The organism is Ruegeria sp. AL2 (assembly GCF_056540845.1).
Genome location: NZ_JBQFXM010000002.1, coordinates 342780 through 361062, shown reverse-complemented (window position 1 = coordinate 361062; position 18283 = coordinate 342780). Strand labels below are relative to the sequence as shown.

Sequence of the window (18283 nt, the reverse complement as noted above, 5' to 3'; positions counted from 1 at the left end):
AGCAAAAAACGACTGGATAAAGTCGAATAGTTGCGCGCATTGTCCGGTGACGCCGCCTATCTGAGAAAACCATGCGCACGATCATTTCATTTGCCGCCCTGTTTCTGTCGGTCATTCTGCTTCAGCTATCAACAGGCGGCGTCGGGCCACTGGATGCCATCTCCGGGATCACGTTAAGCTTTTCGACCGAACAGATCGGTATGCTGGGTTCGGCGCATTTTCTTGGCTTTTTCATAGGTTGCTGGTGGGCGCCGCGACTGATGGGCAGCGTCGGGCATTCCCGCGCATTTGCTGTATGCACAGCGCTGGGCGCGATGGGGTTGATCGGCCACACCCTGACAGACAATCCTTATGTATGGGCGGCGCTGCGCATCGCCTCGGGCACATGTGTGGCAGGCTGTTATACCGTCATCGAAGCCTGGCTGAATGCAAAAGTAACCAATGAGACACGTGGACGAGCCATGGGCACCTATCGCATCGTCGATATGGGTGCCTCGCTGAGTGCTCAGTTGATCATCGCCGTCCTGCCACCCGCCTCGTATGTATCCTACAACCTCTTGGCGATCCTGTGCTGCGCCTCGTTGCTGCCGCTGACACTGACACGCGCAAGTCAACCGAAAACGCCTGACGCCCCCCGCCTGCGCCCGAAACTGGCGTGGCACAGTTCGCCGTTGGCCGTTGCGGGCGTCATTGTTTCGGCACTCAGCTCGGCATCTTTCCGAATGGTCGGGCCCGTCTACGGTCAGGAAGTCGGGCTGGGAGTGGATCAAATCGCCTTCTTCCTAGCTTCTTTCGTTCTGGGCGGGGCACTGGCGCAGTATCCGATGGGGTGGCTCGCTGACAAGTACGACCGGCGCTGGGTCTTGATCTGGCTTTCGGTCGCGGCGGTACTAAGCTGCGGGGTCACAATGGCGGCAAGCGACACGGGAACTGTCGGTGTCATGCTGGCAGCAGGGCTTTTTGGGTTTACGACATTCCCGATCTTTTCGGTGTCATCCGCACATGCCAACGATTTTGCGACAACCGAGCAGAGGGTCGAGTTGTCTGCCGCCCTGATGTTCTGGTACGCGCTGGGGGCAATTGCGTCACCCTATATCACATCAACACTGATCCAGGATTTTGGACCCAGCGCGCTGTTTGCATTTGTCGCGGTCGGCCACGTATTCCTGATTGGCTTCGGCCTTGCCCGAATGCGGTCGCGTCCAACACCCGCGGAAAGAACCAATTACGTCTACGCACCGCGTACATCCTTTACGGTCGGAAGGTTGCTGAAACGCGCCCGCGAGGAATGAAAAGCGAGCCCGCAGCCCTGCATTGCGGAGAGTCTGCGAATTGGCTGACTACAATCTGACCGTATTGTAACGGCCATCGGCGGCTTGGTCGTCCCATCAGGGGCGCGTCACAAATCAGAGTTATTCCAGTCATCTACGAAACCGGGCTTTTGCTGAGCGGTGACATAGGTTAGACGAACGCGCAGTTAGATATGCGGAAACGGAATATGGCTCGGATTCTCATCACCTCGGCAATCCCATACATCAATGGGATCAAGCACCTCGGCAACCTGATCGGCTCGCAACTGCCTGCCGACTTGTATGCACGCTATCAGCGTGGCCGGGGAAACGAGGTCATGTTCCTGTGTGCCACCGACGAACACGGCACCCCGGCCGAACTGGCCGCTGCTAAAGCTGGAAAGCCTGTGGCCGAGTATTGCGCGGACATGTACGAAATTCAGGCCGACATCGCCAAGCGTTTTGGGATGAGCTTTGATCACTTTGGCCGTTCATCCAGCGAGCAGAACAAAAAGCTGACCCAACATTTCGCCGGGAAACTGGATGAGGCCGGGTTGATCCGTGAAGTCACGGAAAAGCAAATCTATTCCAACGCGGATGGTCGTTTTCTTCCCGACCGCTATATCGAGGGCACCTGCCCCAATTGCGGGTATGAGAACGCACGTGGCGACCAGTGTGAAAACTGCACCAAGCAGTTGGATCCAACCGACCTGATTGAACCGCGCTCGGCCATTTCGGGCTCGACCGATCTGGAAGTGCGTGAGACCAAGCACCTCTATCTGCGCCAATCGGCAATGAAGGATCAGTTGGATGCCTGGATTGACAGCAAAACCGACTGGCCGATCCTGACCACATCCATTGCCAAGAAGTGGCTGCATGATGGCGACGGGTTGCAAGACCGGGGGATCACCCGCGATCTGGACTGGGGTGTTCCGGTCAAGAAAGGCGATCAGGACTGGCCCGGTATGGAAGGCAAGGTCTTCTATGTCTGGTTCGACGCGCCGATTGAATACATCGCCTGTGCCAAGGAATGGGCGGATTCCACTGGGAAACCCGATTCCGAGTGGGAACGCTGGTGGCGCACCGACAAGGGCGCGAACGATGTGCGCTATGTCCAGTTCATGGGCAAGGACAACGTGCCGTTTCACACGCTTTCTTTCCCCGCCACCATTCTCGGGTCGGGCGAGCCGTGGAAAATGGTCGACCACCTGAAATCCTTCAACTATCTAAACTACGATGGCGGCCAGTTCTCGACCTCGCAGGGTCGTGGCGTTTTCATGGATCAGGCGCTCGAGATTCTTCCAGCTGACTACTGGCGGTGGTGGCTGCTGAGCCATGCACCGGAAAGCAGCGACAGCGAGTTCACGTGGGAGAACTTCCAACAATCCGTGAACAAGGATCTGGCCGATGTTCTGGGCAACTTCGTCAGCCGCATCACTAAGTTCTGCCGCTCGAAATTCGGTGAGGTGGTGCCCGAAGGCGGTGAGTTTGGCGAGCGTGAGAACGCTCTGATCGATGAACTTACCAAACGTGTCCGCGCCTATGAGGCGCATATGGAAGCAATGGACGTCCGCAAATCGGCTCAGGAGCTGCGGGCCATCTGGGTGGCTGGCAATGAATTCCTGCAAGCTGCGGCGCCGTGGTCAACCTTCAAGGAAGACCCCGAACAAGCCGCTGCACAGGTGCGTCTGGGTCTGAACCTGATCCGGTTCTATGCCGTGCTCAGCGCGCCGTTCATCCCTGATGCTGCGGCCAAGATGCTAAGCGCCATGAACACGCTTGATACCAGCTGGCCGGAAGACGTAGCCGCAGCGTTGAACGCGCTACCCGCGGGTCACGACCTTACCGTGCCAGACGTTCTGTTCGCCAAGATCACAGACGAACAGCGCGAAGAATGGCAGGCAAAATTCGCTGGTAAACGCGGCTGACCACCCTGATATTCGGATACTCAAACGGGGGCCGTTGGCGCCTGTTTTCGTTCGGCACCTCGGAACGGGCCGACACCTAAACCAGCTTACTTGCTCAAATTTTTGGCGTCATCGCGAACCACCTCGGGATTCATCGCGCTTGAGAAATCGTGGTAAACAAGCCATCCTGCAAACAAGTTTTGTCGACTCGCGCGATTGTGACCGCCGGGATGGACACCAATTGTTTCTGAAATGCACGAGGCTTTCGCCATGTCCCAAGTTTTCCCTTTTCCAACTCAGGCCCGCAATCCAATTGCCACCGCATTATTGCTGATATCCCTGGGACTGGCCCAACCTGCAACTGCACAGGACGAAGGAGCGGCACCGAAAGTTACGATTGCGGCCGCCTACACCGAAGAAATCACCGACGAGGCTTCCTTCATAGGGCGCGCTCAGGCGATCAATAAGGTCGACATCGTCGCCCGCGTGAACGGTTTTCTCAACAGCCGAAATGTCGAGGATGGGGCAACGGTCAAAGAAGGCGACCTGTTGTTCACCATCGAACCGGACCTTTACGAAGCGACATTGGAGGCCCGAAAAGCTGATCTGAACCGGGCCGAGGCAAATCTTGAGTTGGCCAAGGTTGACCTGGCACGTAAGGAAGAGCTTTACAAGCGCGACGCGACACCTGAATCCGAACGTGACATCGCGCGGGCAAACGAACTGGTCGCCGAGGCTCAGGTCAAGGCCGCAAATGCAGCGATCCAGCAGGCCGAACTGGACCTCAGCTATACACAGATCCACGCGCCTTTTGATGGGCGTATCGGCAGCATCACCACCAGTGTCGGCGATGTGGTAGGCCCGACCAACCCCCCGCTGGTGAACATTGTCAGCGAGACGCCGATCTATGTGAATTTCTCGCTCAACGAAAAAATCTTCACTTCGGTTCTTCAGACCGTTGGCGCAAATTCCGCTTCTCTTGCTGACAGCCCGCAAAGCCCCAATGTGCATATCACGCTGCCAAATGGAACCAAGTTGGATGAAACGGGCAGGATCGTATTCGTTGACAATCGTATCGACCCGTTGACCGGCGCGATCACAATGCGCGCCCAGTTCGAAAATGCCGACCGTTTGATCCTGGATGGTGCATTCGTGAATGTGCAGATTGAAGCGCTGCAACCAACCCTGCAAGTTCTGGTGCCGCAAGCTGCACTGCAACGCGACCAGCGTGGTGACTTTGTTCTTGTAGTAAACGACAAACAGATGGTGGAGCAGCGATACATCACCACAGGCAATACGGAAGGTACTGCCATCATCGTTACGGAAGGCTTGCGTGAGGGCGAAAGCGTGATTGTCGAGGGCCTGCAACGGGTCCGCCCCGGCGTGGCCGTTGACGCGGTCGTCGCTTCTGAACAGCCGGGAGAATAAACGATGTTCTCAGCCCTGTTCATTAGCCGGCCAAAGCTGGCGTTTGTCATCTCGCTGGTACTGACCATCATGGGTGGCATCGGCTATCTGGTGCTGCCGGTCGCGCAGTTCCCTGACATTACCCCGCCCGTCGTCAACGTATCCACCAAATATACCGGCGCAAATGCGGAAACAGTGGAAAACACTGTTGCCGCACCGATCGAGGCGCAGGTCAACGGTGTGGACGACATGATCTACATGACGTCCAGATCGTCTGACAACGGCTCGTATTCATTGGACGTAACCTTCGAAGTTGGCACCGACCCCGATATCGCCTCGGTCAACGTGCAGAACCGGGTGGCACAGGCAATGTCGTCGTTGCCCGCCGAAGTGACATCTTCGGGCGTTGTTACACAAAAATCGTCGACCAACATGCTGATGCTGGTCACGCTGACCTCGCCCAACGGCACCTATGACAGCGTGTTTCTTTCCAACTATGCCTCGATCAACCTGCGCGATGCGCTGGCGCGTGTGCAGGGCGTGGGTAAGGCTGATGTTCTGACCAACCTGGAATACGCCATGCGGGTCTGGATGGACCCGGACAAGATGGCAGCCCTGTCGATCACACCAGGCGATGTGATCAACGCGATCCGCGAACAGAATATCGAAGTGTCCGCAGGCTCGATTGGTGCACCGCCTGTTCCCGAAGGCCAGACCTTTCAATACACGATCAAGTCCAAAGGGCGACTGACGTCAGCCGAAGAATTTGGCAACATCGTAATCCGTACCGGAGACGCCGGCGCAATTGTCCGCGTAAGGGATATCGCCCGGGTTGAGCTTGGTGCACAGTTTTACTCGGCGTCCGGTTATTTTCAGTCCGTGCCCGCCACCGTGATCGGTATCTATCAGGCCCCCGGCGCAAACGCCCTGGCCGTTTCAGAGCGCGTGCAGGCGGAACTGGAGCGGCTGTCCCGCGCATTCCCGACGGATGTGGAGTATGATGTCCCCTTTAACACGACAGACTTTGTCGAAGCTTCTTTGAATGACGTCGTATCGACACTGATCCTGACCTTTACCCTCGTGATCTCGGTCGTTTTTGTGTTCCTGGGAAGTTGGCGCGCGACGATCATTCCGGCGGTTGCCATCCCGGTCTCACTGATCGGCACGTTTGCTTTCTTGCTGGCCTTCGGCATGTCGTTGAACACGATCTCGCTGTTTGCGCTGGTTTTGGCCATCGGCATCGTGGTCGATGACGCCATTGTCGTGGTCGAAAACGTCGAGCGCATCATCGCTGATGAGGGGCTGCCCCCAGCCGAAGCCACCCGTAAGGCTATGGGGCAGATCACCGGCCCCGTCATCGCGACCACACTGGTTCTGTTGGCGGTGTTCGTACCGGTGACCTTCATGCCGGGTATCTCAGGGCGGCTGTACTCTCAGTTCGCTGTTACGATCTCGACCGCTGTTGTAATTTCATCCATCAACGCGCTGACACTGTCGCCCGCTCTGTGTGGGCTGGTCCTTAAGGCCCGCTCGGGGCCACCCAAGGGGCTGCTTGCGCTGTTCGAAAATCTCATTGGTGGCGTTCGCAATGGCTATGTCGCCATTGTTCGCAAACTGCTTGTCTTTCCGGCTATCGCGCTGGCCATCGTGGTTGGGCTCGGCATGGGAACAGGGGCAATCATGTCGAACACGTCAGCTGGGTTTATCCCGCTGGAAGACAATGGTTATCTCTTTGTTGACGTGCAACTGCCTGATGCTGCGACGCTGGAACGAACCGAGGCCGTGACAAAGCGCCTTGATAACCAGATACGCGAGATCCCGGGTGTGTCCAGCACCGTTCTGATCAATGGCTTCTCATTGCTGAACGGCACAATCACCAACGGCGCTGCGATCTTCGTGAACCTCGACAACTGGAGCGAACGGCAGGAGGAAGACCTGAGCGCCGAAGCCATTTTGGCTAAGGTGCTGGCCATCGCGAATAATGAGACCGCGGCCTCGACCGTTGCCTTCAACCCGCCACCAATTCAGGGTCTCGGCATGTCGGCCGGGGTCGAGATGGAGGTGCAGCAAACCGGCGGCGGTTCACCGCAGGATCTGGCATCGGCTGTGGGATCGTTTGTCTATTCGGCCAACCAGCGACCCGAGATCGGACAGGCCTATACGACATTCCGTGCCAATGTTCCGCAGCTGTTCGTGGATCTGGACCGTGAGAAAGCCAAGACGCTGGACGTCTCGGTGGCTGAGATTTTCCAGACCATGCAGGCCCAGCTGGGGTCATATTATGTCAACGACTTCAACCTGTTTGGTCGCGTCTATCGCGTAATGATCCAGGCGGAAGGCAGCTATCGCGATAATGTCGATGACATTGCCAGCCTCTATGTGCGTTCACAGAAAGGCGACATGGTGCCACTGGGTACCCTGATTGACGTGGAAAACGTATTGGGGCCGGTTCTGCTGAAGCGGCATAACCTGTTCCGATCGGCAACGGTAACAGCGGTACCGGCACCGAGCCTGTCCAGCGGCGATGCGATCACCGCGATGACAGAGGTATCTGCTTCGGCCCTGCCGCCGGGATACTCGTTCGAATGGACGGGGACGGCACAACAACAGTTGGCGTCCGGCAGCCTGGTGATCATCATTCTGGGGCTGGCCATCCTATTCGGTTACCTGTTTCTTGTGGGGCAGTATGAAAGCTGGACTATGCCGGTCTCGATCCTGCTGTCAGTGGTCGTAGCCCTGTTCGGGGCGGTGGCCGCGGTTGCCATCGTTGGCAGTGACATAAACCTCTATACGCAGATCGGTATGATCATGCTGGTGGGTCTGGCTTCGAAGAACGGCATTCTGATCGTTGAGTTCGCAATGGAACAACGCGCCAAGGGTCTATCGATCAAGGAAGCAGCCGTCGAGGCCGCTCATCAGCGGTTCCGCGCTGTCATGATGACCGCCCTGTCTTTCCTGCTGGGGGTCGTACCGCTGCTGGCCGCCAATGGTGCGGGCGCGGCCAGCCAGAAAGCCATCGGTGTCGCCGTGTTCGGTGGCATGTTGGCCGCGACGCTGGTTGGCGTAATCGTGGTGCCTGTCCTCTACGCCCTGATGCAAAGCATGCGCGAGTGGCTGAAAGGCAGCAAAAACGATCCCGGCCCGTCAAAAGAAGCGGCCTGATCCAATCAAAGCCCCGCCCATCAGCGGGGCTTTTTCTGGCGTTAGTCTGATCTTCCCCGCCGCCGTTCAGAGATTTCGCGGATCACCACCTTTGCCTCTGGTGTCGGTGCCTGCTCGACCCGGCGATAATCCGATCCATCCCGGTTCCGTGTCAGCAGCCCACAGGAGATCATGGTCCGGCGCAGGGTTGCAGGGTCATCAAAACAATGTTCGGCATTGAGGCACGCGTTGACGTTACCCTCTTGCAGCACCGCAGCAGCCGGTACCGCAGACCAGAGCCCCCACAAGGACAAAGTCTGCACAGATCTTTTTGACGGCCATTGCCGAAGCCTGCCCTGCTCATCGAACAGGTGCAATGTACGCTCAACCGTACGCATGTCAGCAGCCGGTTGTTTCGGGCGGGCCTCAATCCGCCTGGCAGCGGCACTGGTGGCGCGCATATGTTGCACGTTCTGAAACCCGGCGGAACGGGCGACCATATTCATCAGGGTCAGGTGCGACGGGCTGGAGTCGCCAAGTTGTTGGGACAAGGTGCGCACGAATCCGGTCAGATCATCGGCGTGCAACGGTACAGGAGTTTTGCTCATCACAAATCCATATCGGGCGTTTTTCGCGATCGTTGGTCGCTGACTTGACGAAACAACGCCCGGATGGTTGCGATAGTTTCAAATTCACTGGCAGGTTTAGCACTCTGGGTAAGAGCAGCGACGCCTCGGTGTCTGCCGACCGTAACCAACGGCTAGCACAACACGGATCACCCGCCAAGAGGATAGAAAGATGGATCAGGCCGTGCTGCTGATCCGCCGTTCAGCCATCCAACCGTCGATCCGCGCGATCTGCTCGGCACTCATTCGCAGGCCCAGCTTGTTGCGCCGCCAGACGACATCTTCGGCGGTTCTGGCATATTCCTTGTCGATCAGCCACGCGACTTCCTGCGCGGTCAGTGTTGCGCCAAAATCCTCGCCCAGATCAGACAACTGCTGCGCATCCCCAAGGACATCTGCTGCTTCAGTTCCATAGGCCCTGATTAGGCGTGTAGCCCAGGCGGCACCCAGAAACGGATACGCGGCCAAAAGCTGATCAGTCAGGGCTTCAACAGCGTCAACCGGAAAGTCACCGCCCGGCAGCGCAACACCGGCGGTCCAGGGGCCCGGCATATTCGGAAAGAACTCACCAATCTTCTCAAGAGCACTTTCCGCGAGCCGTCGATAGGTGGTGATCTTGCCGCCAAACACGTTCAATACAGGCGCCCCACCCTGCGCATCGACTTTCAGCGTGTAATCCCGCGTTGCAGCGGTGGCACTGCTGGCACCGTCGTCATAAAGCGGCCGCACACCAGAATAGGTCCACACAACATCTTCGCGGGTCACAGCGCGCTTGAAATACTTCGATGCGAAAGTGCACAGATACTCCTGCTCGGCCTCAGTACAGACGGGTTTCGTGTCAGGGTCCGGGTGATCCTGATCCGTTGTGCCGATCAAGGTAAAGTCCTGCTCATACGGAATGGCGAAAATGATGCGGCCGTCTTCGCCCTGAAAAAAATAGCACTTGTCGTGGTCATACAGCCGGGGTGTCACAATATGGCTGCCCCGAACAAGCCGAACACCCTCGCGTGAGTTCACACGGATCTTGGACTGGATGATGTCCCCGACCCAAGGGCCACCTGCATTGATCAGCATTCTGGCCCGGACAAGACGGGTTTCGCCGCCGTCGCGATCGCGAATGGATACCTGCCAAAGGTCGTCCACCCGCTCGGCGGAAATCACTTCGGTTCGCACCATGATCTGCGCACCGCGCGCCTCGGCGTCGCGGGCATTCAGGACCACCAACCGCGAGTCTTCGACCCAGCAGTCGGAATATTCATAAGCCGTTTCGAATTTGTCCTGTAGTGGGGCCCCTTCCGGAGCCGATCGCAGGTTCAGCGACGTGGTGCCCGGCAGAATTTTGCGACCACCCAGATTGTCATACATGAGCAAACCCAACCGGATCAGCCAGGCCGGACGCCGCCCGCGCATCCACGGCATGACCGTGCTGAGCAGCCGTGAGGTCGGCGTTTCCGAGTCAAACCGCATGTCCTTATGGTATGGCAGCACGAAGCGCATCGGCCAGCTGATATGCGGCATCGCGCGCAACAGGGTTTCACGCTCGATCAGGGCCTCACGGACCAGACGGATTTCGAAATATTCCAGATAGCGCAACCCGCCATGAAACAATTTGGTCGAGGCTGATGACGTCGCTGAAGCCAGATCATTCATCTCTGCCAAAGCAACTGACAGCCCGCGGCCAGCAGCATCCCGTGCGATGCCGCAACCATTGATCCCGCCACCGATGATAAAAAGGTCCGTTATCTGAACGTCCGCTGACTGCATGCCAATGATTCCTTGTCAGGATGGATGATAGGCATTTGCCAGAACATCCTTCGTATGGTCAATGTTTATGTTCGAATTTTTTCGTTTTACAACACTGATCTGAAATTTTCGCATGCCGTTCTTGCAAAACCGGCCAGAAAGAACAAAAACGAAAAGAAACACTTCAAGTCTGGAAACACCCATGTCCCTGTCTTTCCGCCAATCTGACATTCTGGACATTGCCGGGGCCGAAGGCCGCGTCACCGTTGACGGGTTGGCCGAAAGATTTGGTGTCACGGTCCAGACGATCCGGCGCGACCTGACCGAGCTGGCCGAGGCAGGTAAACTGGATCGGGTGCATGGCGGCGCGGTTCTGCGCTCGGGCGTTTCCAACATCGGATATGAAGACCGCCGCGCCCTGAATTCCGACGCCAAAACCCGTATTGCACAGGCTTGCGCCACCGATATCCCCGACGGTGCGTCGATCTTCATGAACATCGGGACCTCAACCGAGGCCGTGGCGCGGCAATTGCTGCACCACAAGAACCTGATGGTTGTGACGAACAACATGAATGTCGCAAACATTCTGATTGAGAACCCGGATTGTGAGGTCGTCATGGCTGGAGGCGTCCTGCGGCGCACAGACGGCGGGTTGATCGGGACCCTGACTGTTTCGACCATTCGGCAATTCAAATTTGATCTTGCCGTGATCGGCTGTTCAGCTTTGGACACTGACGGAGATCTTCTGGACTTCGACTTTCAGGAGGTACAAGTCAGCCAGACCATCATTGCGCAGGCACGCCGAACTTTTCTGGTTGCCGACCATTCAAAGTTTCACCGCTCGGCCCCGGCGCGCATCACTTCCTTGGCTGAAATAGACGCGATCTACACTGATGCGCCGTTACCTGGCGATCTGCACCTGCGCAGTCAGGAATGGCAAACGGACATCGTACTGTGTAACTAGCGGACATTAAGAATAGTCTCAAAATTACCACGTCGCTTGCCAGATGCCACCCGGCCTGACACTATCGTCTGCATAAAGATATGTGCACGGGAGGGGAGCACCGGGCCATGATTGCGCTTTTATTTGCATTACTTACCGCCACGATGGGGCTCAACTATTTCAACATGACGAAGGCAGGCAATGCGCTGTTCTTTGTTACAATTGCCCTGAGTGTCTACTGGTTGAAATTCCACGCCACCAGTCAGCTGACAATTCAGCTTTGAGGGCCTCGTCATGACACCTGAACTGTCACGAACATTTAACGCGATCGGAATGTTGGCCGTCTGTCTCGTTCTGGCGCTGGCGTTTTTTTATCAACTTTTCCTTTACGAACTGCCTTGCCCGCTTTGCCTGTTGCAGCGTGTCGGCTTTGTTGCTGTCGGCGTCGGGCTGGGCTTGAACCTGCTGTATGGCGCGCGACCGCAGCACTATGCCATCATGCTGATTGCAGCTTTGTATGGCGGCAGTGTTTCGATCCGGCAAATCCTGTTGCACATTGTGCCGGGAACCGGCCACTATGGATCGCCCGTTCTTGGGCTGCATTATTACACTTGGGCGGGCATCGCCTTTTTCCTAGTCCTGCTGGGTACGTCGTTCATGCTGCTGTTTGATCGCCAATATGTCTCGGGCGCGACCAGCGAGGTACGATTTGGGGGAAACAAGCTGGCAAAAACCGCCTTCTTTGTCATGCTGGCACTGGCCGTGCTGAACGCCGGTTCAACTCTGCTGGAATGCGGACCGGGCATTTGTGATGACCCGCCCACCGACTACAAGTTGATTGACGAACTGAAAGCGAATGACTGAGGATACCCTAACCTTCCCCTGATGGAGGCACACGCATGGGACTATTGGGCCAGCCGCTGGGCTATTATGACTATCTGACATTGGCCGCGCTGATCCTGCTGCTTGCAGCAGTTATGGCGCTGTTCCTTTTCATTATGGGCCTTCCGGGGCGGATCGCGATCAAACGCAATCATCCCCACGCCGAAGCTGTAAAGATCATGGGATGGATGGGGTTCTTGGCTGTCGTGCCCTGGGTACACGCCTTCATGTGGGCTTTTCACGATGGCGTCACGGTCGATATTCGCCGCGGCCCGGACGAGGAAAAAGATGCCATTCGCGATGAAATCAAACGCCTGGGCGGCAAGGTCAAACCCGAATACCAGAATCGTCTGGACACAGACGACACACAACCCAGTTAAGACCGAAGGACCCTAATACCTATGTTCGTCGCCCTCGGCATCACTCTGTTCTACATCATTTTCGTCTGGCTCATTTTCTTCAAGCTGGAATGGCTGAAGTTTAACATTGCCTGGGGCATTGTTTCGTTCTGGGTGGGCGCACATCTGCTGCTGATCTTCCTTGTGGCGTTGCGCTTCTTTCAGCCGTTTTCGGCAGACAGCCACGTGGTGCGTTCGACCATACAGATCATCCCAAAGCTGACACAGCCGACGATCCTGTCCGAGGTTCTTGTTGAACCGAACACACCGGTCACAAAGGGCGATCCGCTTTATCGGTTCGACGATACGGTGTTTTCGCTGGCGGTCGATAATGCACAGGCCCAGTTGGTGGCGGCAGCGCAGAATGCCAAAATCCTTGAACAGGATGTTATCGCGTCGACCGAAGCTGTCGAACGGGCCAATGCACAACTGGCTTATGCGCAAACCCAACAGGCGCGGTATGAGAACCTTGTTCCCGCCGGAGGTGCCCGTCAGGACGACCTCGACCGTTGGAACGAACAGGTGACGGAAGATCAGGCCGCCGTTAAACAGGCCGAGGCGAACCTGGCCAAGGCTCAGCTGGCGCTGGAATCGCAGATTGACGGCGTGAACACCGGCATCCTTCAGGCGCAGGCGCAATTGGCCGAAGCCGAATATTTTCTGGAAAACACAACAATCTATGCGCCTGAAAATGGCATGATCGTCTCACAGCAGGCTCGCCCCGGATTGGTAGTCGGTGACGTCCGATTGGGTGCGATTGCCAGCTTTGTGACTGATGAAAGCCCTTATATCCTTGCCACGTTCCGCCAGCAGAACCTGAAATTTGTCGAGCCGGGGCAAGAGGTCGAAGTTGCACTTGATCTTTATCCCGGTGAAATCCTGACGGGCAAGGTCGAAGCGATCTGGTGGGCCACCCGGCAGGGGCAACTCATCCCGTCGGGCCGCCTGCCCGGTTTCGAGCTGCCCAAACTGCCCGGTCGGATTGCGGTCCAGATCACCGTCGATGTTCCGGAAGACCACATTTTCCCAGCAGGTGGTCATGCCGCAGTGGCGATCTATACAGGCCAAGGCAAAAGTTTTGAGTTTCTGAGGCGTATCAACATCCGTCTCTATTCCTTCGCCAACTTCATCCGACCTCTGGATATCTGAGGATGCGCGCCATGACACTCCGCAGGTTGTTGGGAACCGCCATTTGTGCCGCCACTCTCGCGGCCTGCACACCCGTTGGGCCGGATTTCGTGCGCCCCAACTCACCGGTCGTGAAACAGTGGATTGAGGTCAACAACCCCAGCGCCGGTCAAAGCGGGCTGACGTCGCGCAGTGCGCCTGTCGTGAAATGGTGGCAAACATTCAATGATCCTACCCTCAACAAACTGATTGCCGAGGCCTACGCCCAGAACCTGACACTTCAGGTCGCTGGCGCGCGGGTTTTGCAGGCCCGTGCACAACTGGGTATCGCCTTTGGCGAGCTTTACCCGCAGTCGCAGGCCATTGGCGGCTCGCTTGAACGGCGCCAGATCAGCGACAATCTGGGGCCGATTTCGGATGTCAATCGCGTCATCCCGCTGGATACCGAATTCTCGACCTCGCAAGTCGGCTTCGATGCCCAGTGGGAGTTGGACGTCTGGGGCGCGCAGCGGCGCGGCGTTCAGGCCGCGCGATCCAATCTGGCCCTGCAAGTGGCGAATTACGACGACGCGTTGGTGACGCTGACCGGGGATGTCGCCGCGCTTTACGTCAATATCCGGGCGTTGCAAGAGACGCTGGCAATTGCGCGTGAGAACATCAAATTGCAGCAGGATTCGGCAGACCTGACTCAGCTGCGGTTTAACAATGGCGTCACCACGGAACTGGACGTGCAGGAATCCACCGCCCTGCTGAACAACACTAAGGCGCTGGTACCCGAACTGGAAAGCGACTTGCAACAGACCAAGAACGCGCTTGCGGTGTTGTTGGGCACGACACCTTCACGCATGACCGGTCTGTTGGGCAATTCCGGCCACATTCCATCGGCCCGAGCAAATGTGGCAGTGGGCGTTCCCGCTGAATTGCTACGCCGCCGCCCGGATGTGCGCGCGGCTGAACTGGCGGCAGCCACGCAATCGGCACAAGTGGGCATCGCGATGGCGGACCTGTATCCCCAATTCATCCTGTCTGGCGCGATCGGGCTGCAGGCATCCGGCGGGCGCGATCTGTTCAGCGGTGGCAGCACAACCGGTCTGGCCAGTGCCGGTGTGGTCTGGAATGTGCTGAACTATGGCCGCATCAAGAACAATGTTCGCGCGCAGGACGCCGCTTATCAGGCGCTGATTGCGAATTATCAGAACACTGTGCTGACCGCTTATTCCGAAGTTGAAAGTGCCATGGTCGCTTATGCGCAGGCACGTAAGCAGGTCGGGTTCTATCAACAAAGTGTCGAGGCCTCACGCAAAGCTGCCGAAATCGCCGTCAGCCAGTATACAGACGGCATTGCCGATTATTCGCGCGTGCTGAACACCCAGACCGCGCTATTGCGGTCGCAAGCCAATCTGATCGAGGCACGGCAGCAGGTATCCAGCAATCTGGTGGCGGTTTACAAGGGCCTGGGCGGCGGATGGCAGATCCGGCAAAACCAGGAATTCCTGCCCGAAACCGTTCTGGCCGAGATGGCCTATCGCACGGACTGGGGCGATCTGCTGCAGAAAACCCCAACCCGCGCAAGCCTGAATTAAGTGCTACTTGGTTAACCCGCGCAATCCGCCCGAGATCAGGATATTGACCTCATACAGAATGCGGGGCGCGGCCAGCCCGCCGGGGCTGGCCAGATAATTCGGGCTCCATTCCGGATCGAACTTCTGCTTGAACGCGCGCAGGCCTTCAAAATGGTAGAATTGCTCGCCATGTTCGTAAACGAACCCACCGATGCGGTTCCAAAGCGAAGCAAGCTGACGGTTTTCGATCCCTGAAAACGGTGCGGCACCCAGTGAAAACCAGTGAAACCCCTGCTGCGCGCCCCAATCCATCATGTCGGCGAAAAGAGCGTCCATAACGAAACTTGGGCTATCGGGTTCATAGCGCATAAGATCCAGCGACAGCTCCGACTTGTTCCCCCCTTGGAACAGATTGGCAAAGGCCATGATCTTGCCGGTGTTGCCATCACGCAGGATAGCATGATCGAAATAGGACAGGTATTCATCATCAAATCCCCCCAGCGCAAAGCCCTTTTCTGCACCGGCCTTTTGCGCAAGCCAGCGGTCTGACATCCCACGCAAGTCTGACAACAGAGGCGCCAGTTCTTCCTTCGGAACGATCTCGAACACATATCCTTCGCGTTCAGCACGGTTCTTGGCTTGCCGGAACCGCTTGCGCGACTTTCCGTCCAGCGAGAAATCGTGCAAAGAAACCCGCGCAACCTCGCCAATTTTCAGGATCGACAGTCCAAGATCCAGAAAAGTTGGCAGATATTTGGTCGAGACACTGTAGAACGCGCAAAGTTTACCTTCGCGATCCGCCATTTCCCGAAGCTGCCAAATCAGTTGCTGCCCGGCACCCTCGTCACCAACCGGTTCTCCTTTCGAAATCAGCGCATTGCCTGTGTCGGCGTAGGCAATAAACGCGGTCTCATCCGGTGAGATCAGGAATTGCTTGTCACCGGTAAGCGAGATTTGGGATTCCGTATCCTCACTCTCCATCACTAGCCGCTCGACAACCTCTGGGATTTCAACCCGCTGTGGTGTCGGAATCTCACGCCCGAACAGAGAGTTCATGGCAACAATGCCCACGATCACGGCCACGACAAGGCTGGACCGCAAAAAGCGCGAGGCGTCACCGTTCCAAGCAAACTGCCACCACAGATCATTTTGGTATTCGACATGCGAATATGCAAACAGCCCGATCCAGAAAATCACCGCCAGCAGAACTACGACACTGATCAGCCATGGGATGTTCAACCGAAATATCGACGCGCCACTGACCCGGTAGAACGCACCGCGAAACATGGCCAGCAGACCAATCGTTCCCAGCATCGAAAGCGCTTCGTGGATGTCGAGCCCCTTTGCAAGCGAAGCAAAGAATCCCGCCCCCATCAACACCATCGCAACGACCCATGCCCTGTAGAGCTTGCGGAACAACCCGCGCGAGACCAGCAACAGCAATACGCCTACGACGCTGCCTGCAAGATGCGAAGCCTCGACAAATGACAGGGGCAGCAGATCTTTCAGCGTGCCGAGCTTTTGCGCCCCCGCTGGCAGCGCGCCCGACACCAGCAAGATCACCCCGGCCACTGCGGCAACCCCGGCCGCGACCATTGGAACCATGGGGCGGATCACACGATAGACCCAAACCGCGGCACCGCCGATCATGTGTCTTTGGGTCAAGACCGATGCAACGGCAATGGAAAGGCTGGCGACTGCAAATGGCAAAAAAGTGTAAACCACCCGGTAAAGCAGCAACGCAGCAATCACATCCGAACGACCCGACGCCCCCAGACCGGCAATCAATGTCGCCTCAAACACGCCGATCCCGCCCGGCGCATGGCTCAGGATCCCAACGGCAATGGCAGCGATATAGATGGTGAAGAAATACGGGTACCCGACCCCCAAATCATCCGGCATCAGTACGTAAAGCGCCATGGATGCGCCAAACAGGTCGCCGATGGCAGCCAACGTCAGCAGGCCCGCCAGTTTGCCTCCGGGCAAATCGAAACCGACACCTGCAACAGCCAACCGTCGGCCACCGCTGGACAGCCAAATGAACATCGCGACAAATGCAACCAGCAAGCACAATCCTATGGTGGTTTCGACCGTTTCGCTGACGGGCATCACCTTGGATATTCCATCCGGGTGCAGGGTCAGCAACAGGCCCAAAATCAGGATCAGACCCATCCAGAACGCCACCCATGAGGTTGCGATTACACCAGCCACCCGGCCAAGATCCAAGCCAAGCGACGCGTATATCCGATACCGGATTGCGGTTCCTGTGATGTAGGAAAATCCAAGGCAGTTCGACACTGCGTATCCACTGGCTCCGGCCATCCCCGCCACAGGTAACGGCACCTTGCCATCCGCCACGCTTTGTACCGCGAACACATCATAGAGCGACAGCGACAAAAAGCTGAACGCTGTCCAGCACATCGCAAAAAACATCAACTTCCATGATGTCGCCGAAATATCTGTCTGGACATCCGACCATTTCACATGGGCCGACAGATCGTGCAAAACCGAAAGGGCAATCCCGGTAATAACGACCGGTATCGCGATGCGCAGCCAGGGTTTCTCCAGTAGACCAGCAAGACGTTCGGCCCACTTTTCGGCCAAAGGTTCGTCACCATTATCAGATGTGGTCATGCCGCAAGCCTTCCGGAAATACTGAACCCTTAATCAGCAAGCAGCCTACCTAAGGGTAAGCCGCACCCTGTCTACTCACGAACTCTGGCACAATTCGCATTTATCTCAAAGCACTAGAGCCGCCCCTTGCGCGTTGACAGCAGCAGGTTCGTTTCCGAACGTGTAACGCCGTCGATCCTGCGAATATGAAACAGAACCTCGTCCAGCTCGGCGAGAGTTTCCGTACTGATTTCGGCAATCAAATCCCAACTGCCGTTGGTCGAATGGACCGCCGTGACCTGCCGCATGGCCCCGATCCGGGACATCACGCGCTCGGTACCGCGCCCCTCGATTTCTAGCATCATCAGCCCACGCACAGGGCTTTGTGCCAGATCCCGACGCGTCAACACAGTAAAACCGACGATCTCACCAGATTGCTTGAGCCGTTGCAAACGGCTGCGCACCGTAGTGCGGGTTACGCCCAGCGTTTCCGACAGCTCTGACAGGCTGGCGCGCGCGTCACGCTGCAATGCGCCCAGCAGACGACTATCCAATTCGTCCATATCACTTTCTCATTAAGGAGTTTCCTGAACCATTTTGAGCAATTTGCGCTCTTCACGCAAGACACAGTGACGGCCTAAATG

General features: G+C 57.0%; 14 protein-coding genes. 10 read left to right on the top strand and 4 right to left on the bottom strand.

Going from position 1 to position 18283, the window contains the following annotated elements; all coding sequences use genetic code 11:
• Positions 1-71 precede the first annotated feature (71 nt).
• The 4 genes from ACR0ID_RS05650 (at position 72) to ACR0ID_RS05635 (ending at position 7765) form a co-directional block, all read left to right on the top strand.
• On the top strand, positions 72-1292 hold the full coding sequence (locus ACR0ID_RS05650) for an MFS transporter (RefSeq protein ID WP_480472365.1): 1221 nt from the start codon (positions 72-74) through the stop codon (positions 1290-1292).
• A 206-nt stretch (positions 1293-1498) separates the two neighbouring features.
• Positions 1499-3217, top strand: a complete 1719-nt coding sequence (gene metG, locus ACR0ID_RS05645) for a methionine--tRNA ligase (protein ID WP_480516754.1) — start codon at positions 1499-1501, stop codon at positions 3215-3217.
• Positions 3218-3466: 249 nt separating this feature from the next.
• Positions 3467-4624, top strand: a complete 1158-nt coding sequence (locus ACR0ID_RS05640; RefSeq protein WP_480516752.1) for an efflux RND transporter periplasmic adaptor subunit — start codon at positions 3467-3469, stop codon at positions 4622-4624.
• A 3-nt stretch (positions 4625-4627) separates the two neighbouring features.
• A complete protein-coding gene (locus tag ACR0ID_RS05635; RefSeq protein ID WP_480604283.1) occupies positions 4628-7765 on the top strand; it encodes an efflux RND transporter permease subunit in 3138 nt (1045 codons plus the stop codon).
• Positions 7766-7806: 41 nt separating this feature from the next.
• Here the strand turns inward: ACR0ID_RS05635 and ACR0ID_RS05630 are convergent, their stop codons facing one another.
• Both ACR0ID_RS05630 and glpD read right to left on the bottom strand, forming a co-directional pair.
• Positions 7807-8352: a DUF2087 domain-containing protein gene (locus tag ACR0ID_RS05630; protein WP_480604281.1), complete on the bottom strand. Its 546-nt coding sequence runs from the start codon at positions 8350-8352 to the stop codon at positions 7807-7809.
• A 195-nt stretch (positions 8353-8547) separates the two neighbouring features.
• On the bottom strand, positions 8548-10134 hold the full coding sequence (gene glpD / locus ACR0ID_RS05625; RefSeq protein WP_480604279.1) for a glycerol-3-phosphate dehydrogenase: 1587 nt from the start codon (positions 10132-10134) through the stop codon (positions 8548-8550).
• Between the two features lie 181 nt (positions 10135-10315).
• Between glpD and ACR0ID_RS05620 the strand changes: the two genes are divergently transcribed.
• From ACR0ID_RS05620 to ACR0ID_RS05595, 6 genes are all read left to right on the top strand, one after another.
• Positions 10316-11077: a DeoR/GlpR family DNA-binding transcription regulator gene (locus ACR0ID_RS05620; protein WP_480493353.1), complete on the top strand. Its 762-nt coding sequence runs from the start codon at positions 10316-10318 to the stop codon at positions 11075-11077.
• A gap of 107 nt (positions 11078-11184) precedes the next feature.
• Positions 11185-11340: a DUF5993 family protein gene (locus tag ACR0ID_RS05615; RefSeq protein WP_480493354.1), complete on the top strand. Its 156-nt coding sequence runs from the start codon at positions 11185-11187 to the stop codon at positions 11338-11340.
• A 10-nt stretch (positions 11341-11350) separates the two neighbouring features.
• On the top strand, positions 11351-11920 hold the full coding sequence (locus ACR0ID_RS05610; protein ID WP_480516744.1) for a disulfide bond formation protein B: 570 nt from the start codon (positions 11351-11353) through the stop codon (positions 11918-11920).
• A gap of 35 nt (positions 11921-11955) precedes the next feature.
• The gene (locus ACR0ID_RS05605) at positions 11956-12318 is read left to right on the top strand and encodes a DUF3302 domain-containing protein (protein ID WP_480493356.1); all 363 of its coding nucleotides are present in this window, start codon (positions 11956-11958) and stop codon (positions 12316-12318) included.
• A 21-nt stretch (positions 12319-12339) separates the two neighbouring features.
• Positions 12340-13485, top strand: coding sequence for an HlyD family secretion protein (locus ACR0ID_RS05600; RefSeq protein WP_480493357.1), 1146 nt, complete (start codon positions 12340-12342; stop codon positions 13483-13485).
• An 11-nt stretch (positions 13486-13496) separates the two neighbouring features.
• On the top strand, positions 13497-15047 hold the full coding sequence (locus tag ACR0ID_RS05595; protein WP_480472349.1) for an efflux transporter outer membrane subunit: 1551 nt from the start codon (positions 13497-13499) through the stop codon (positions 15045-15047).
• Positions 15048-15050: 3 nt separating this feature from the next.
• Here the strand turns inward: ACR0ID_RS05595 and mprF are convergent, their stop codons facing one another.
• Positions 15051-17660 carry a bifunctional lysylphosphatidylglycerol flippase/synthetase MprF gene (gene mprF / locus ACR0ID_RS05590; protein WP_480604277.1) on the bottom strand — a complete coding sequence of 870 codons (2610 nt, stop codon included), beginning with the start codon at positions 17658-17660 and terminating at the stop codon, positions 15051-15053.
• 113 nt (positions 17661-17773) lie between these two features.
• The gene (locus tag ACR0ID_RS05585; protein ID WP_480472343.1) at positions 17774-18202 is read right to left on the bottom strand and encodes an Lrp/AsnC family transcriptional regulator; all 429 of its coding nucleotides are present in this window, start codon (positions 18200-18202) and stop codon (positions 17774-17776) included.
• Between the last annotated feature and the right edge of the window lie 81 nt (positions 18203-18283).

What these genes read in the sequence shown, in the direction of transcription:
- ACR0ID_RS05650 (WP_480472365.1), top strand. Translation starts at nt 72, where the DNA reads ATGCGCACGATCATTTCATTTGCCGCCCTGTTTCTGTCGGTCATTCTG.
- metG (WP_480516754.1), top strand. Translation starts at nt 1,499, where the DNA reads ATGGCTCGGATTCTCATCACCTCGGCAATCCCATACATCAATGGGATC.
- ACR0ID_RS05640 (WP_480516752.1), top strand. Translation starts at nt 3,467, where the DNA reads ATGTCCCAAGTTTTCCCTTTTCCAACTCAGGCCCGCAATCCAATTGCC.
- ACR0ID_RS05635 (WP_480604283.1), top strand. Translation starts at nt 4,628, where the DNA reads ATGTTCTCAGCCCTGTTCATTAGCCGGCCAAAGCTGGCGTTTGTCATC.
- ACR0ID_RS05630 (WP_480604281.1), bottom strand. Translation starts at nt 8,352, where the DNA reads ATGAGCAAAACTCCTGTACCGTTGCACGCCGATGATCTGACCGGATTC.
- glpD (WP_480604279.1), bottom strand. Translation starts at nt 10,134, where the DNA reads ATGCAGTCAGCGGACGTTCAGATAACGGACCTTTTTATCATCGGTGGC.
- ACR0ID_RS05620 (WP_480493353.1), top strand. Translation starts at nt 10,316, where the DNA reads ATGTCCCTGTCTTTCCGCCAATCTGACATTCTGGACATTGCCGGGGCC.
- ACR0ID_RS05615 (WP_480493354.1), top strand. Translation starts at nt 11,185, where the DNA reads ATGATTGCGCTTTTATTTGCATTACTTACCGCCACGATGGGGCTCAAC.
- ACR0ID_RS05610 (WP_480516744.1), top strand. Translation starts at nt 11,351, where the DNA reads ATGACACCTGAACTGTCACGAACATTTAACGCGATCGGAATGTTGGCC.
- ACR0ID_RS05605 (WP_480493356.1), top strand. Translation starts at nt 11,956, where the DNA reads ATGGGACTATTGGGCCAGCCGCTGGGCTATTATGACTATCTGACATTG.
- ACR0ID_RS05600 (WP_480493357.1), top strand. Translation starts at nt 12,340, where the DNA reads ATGTTCGTCGCCCTCGGCATCACTCTGTTCTACATCATTTTCGTCTGG.
- ACR0ID_RS05595 (WP_480472349.1), top strand. Translation starts at nt 13,497, where the DNA reads ATGACACTCCGCAGGTTGTTGGGAACCGCCATTTGTGCCGCCACTCTC.
- mprF (WP_480604277.1), bottom strand. Translation starts at nt 17,660, where the DNA reads ATGACCACATCTGATAATGGTGACGAACCTTTGGCCGAAAAGTGGGCC.
- ACR0ID_RS05585 (WP_480472343.1), bottom strand. Translation starts at nt 18,202, where the DNA reads ATGGACGAATTGGATAGTCGTCTGCTGGGCGCATTGCAGCGTGACGCG.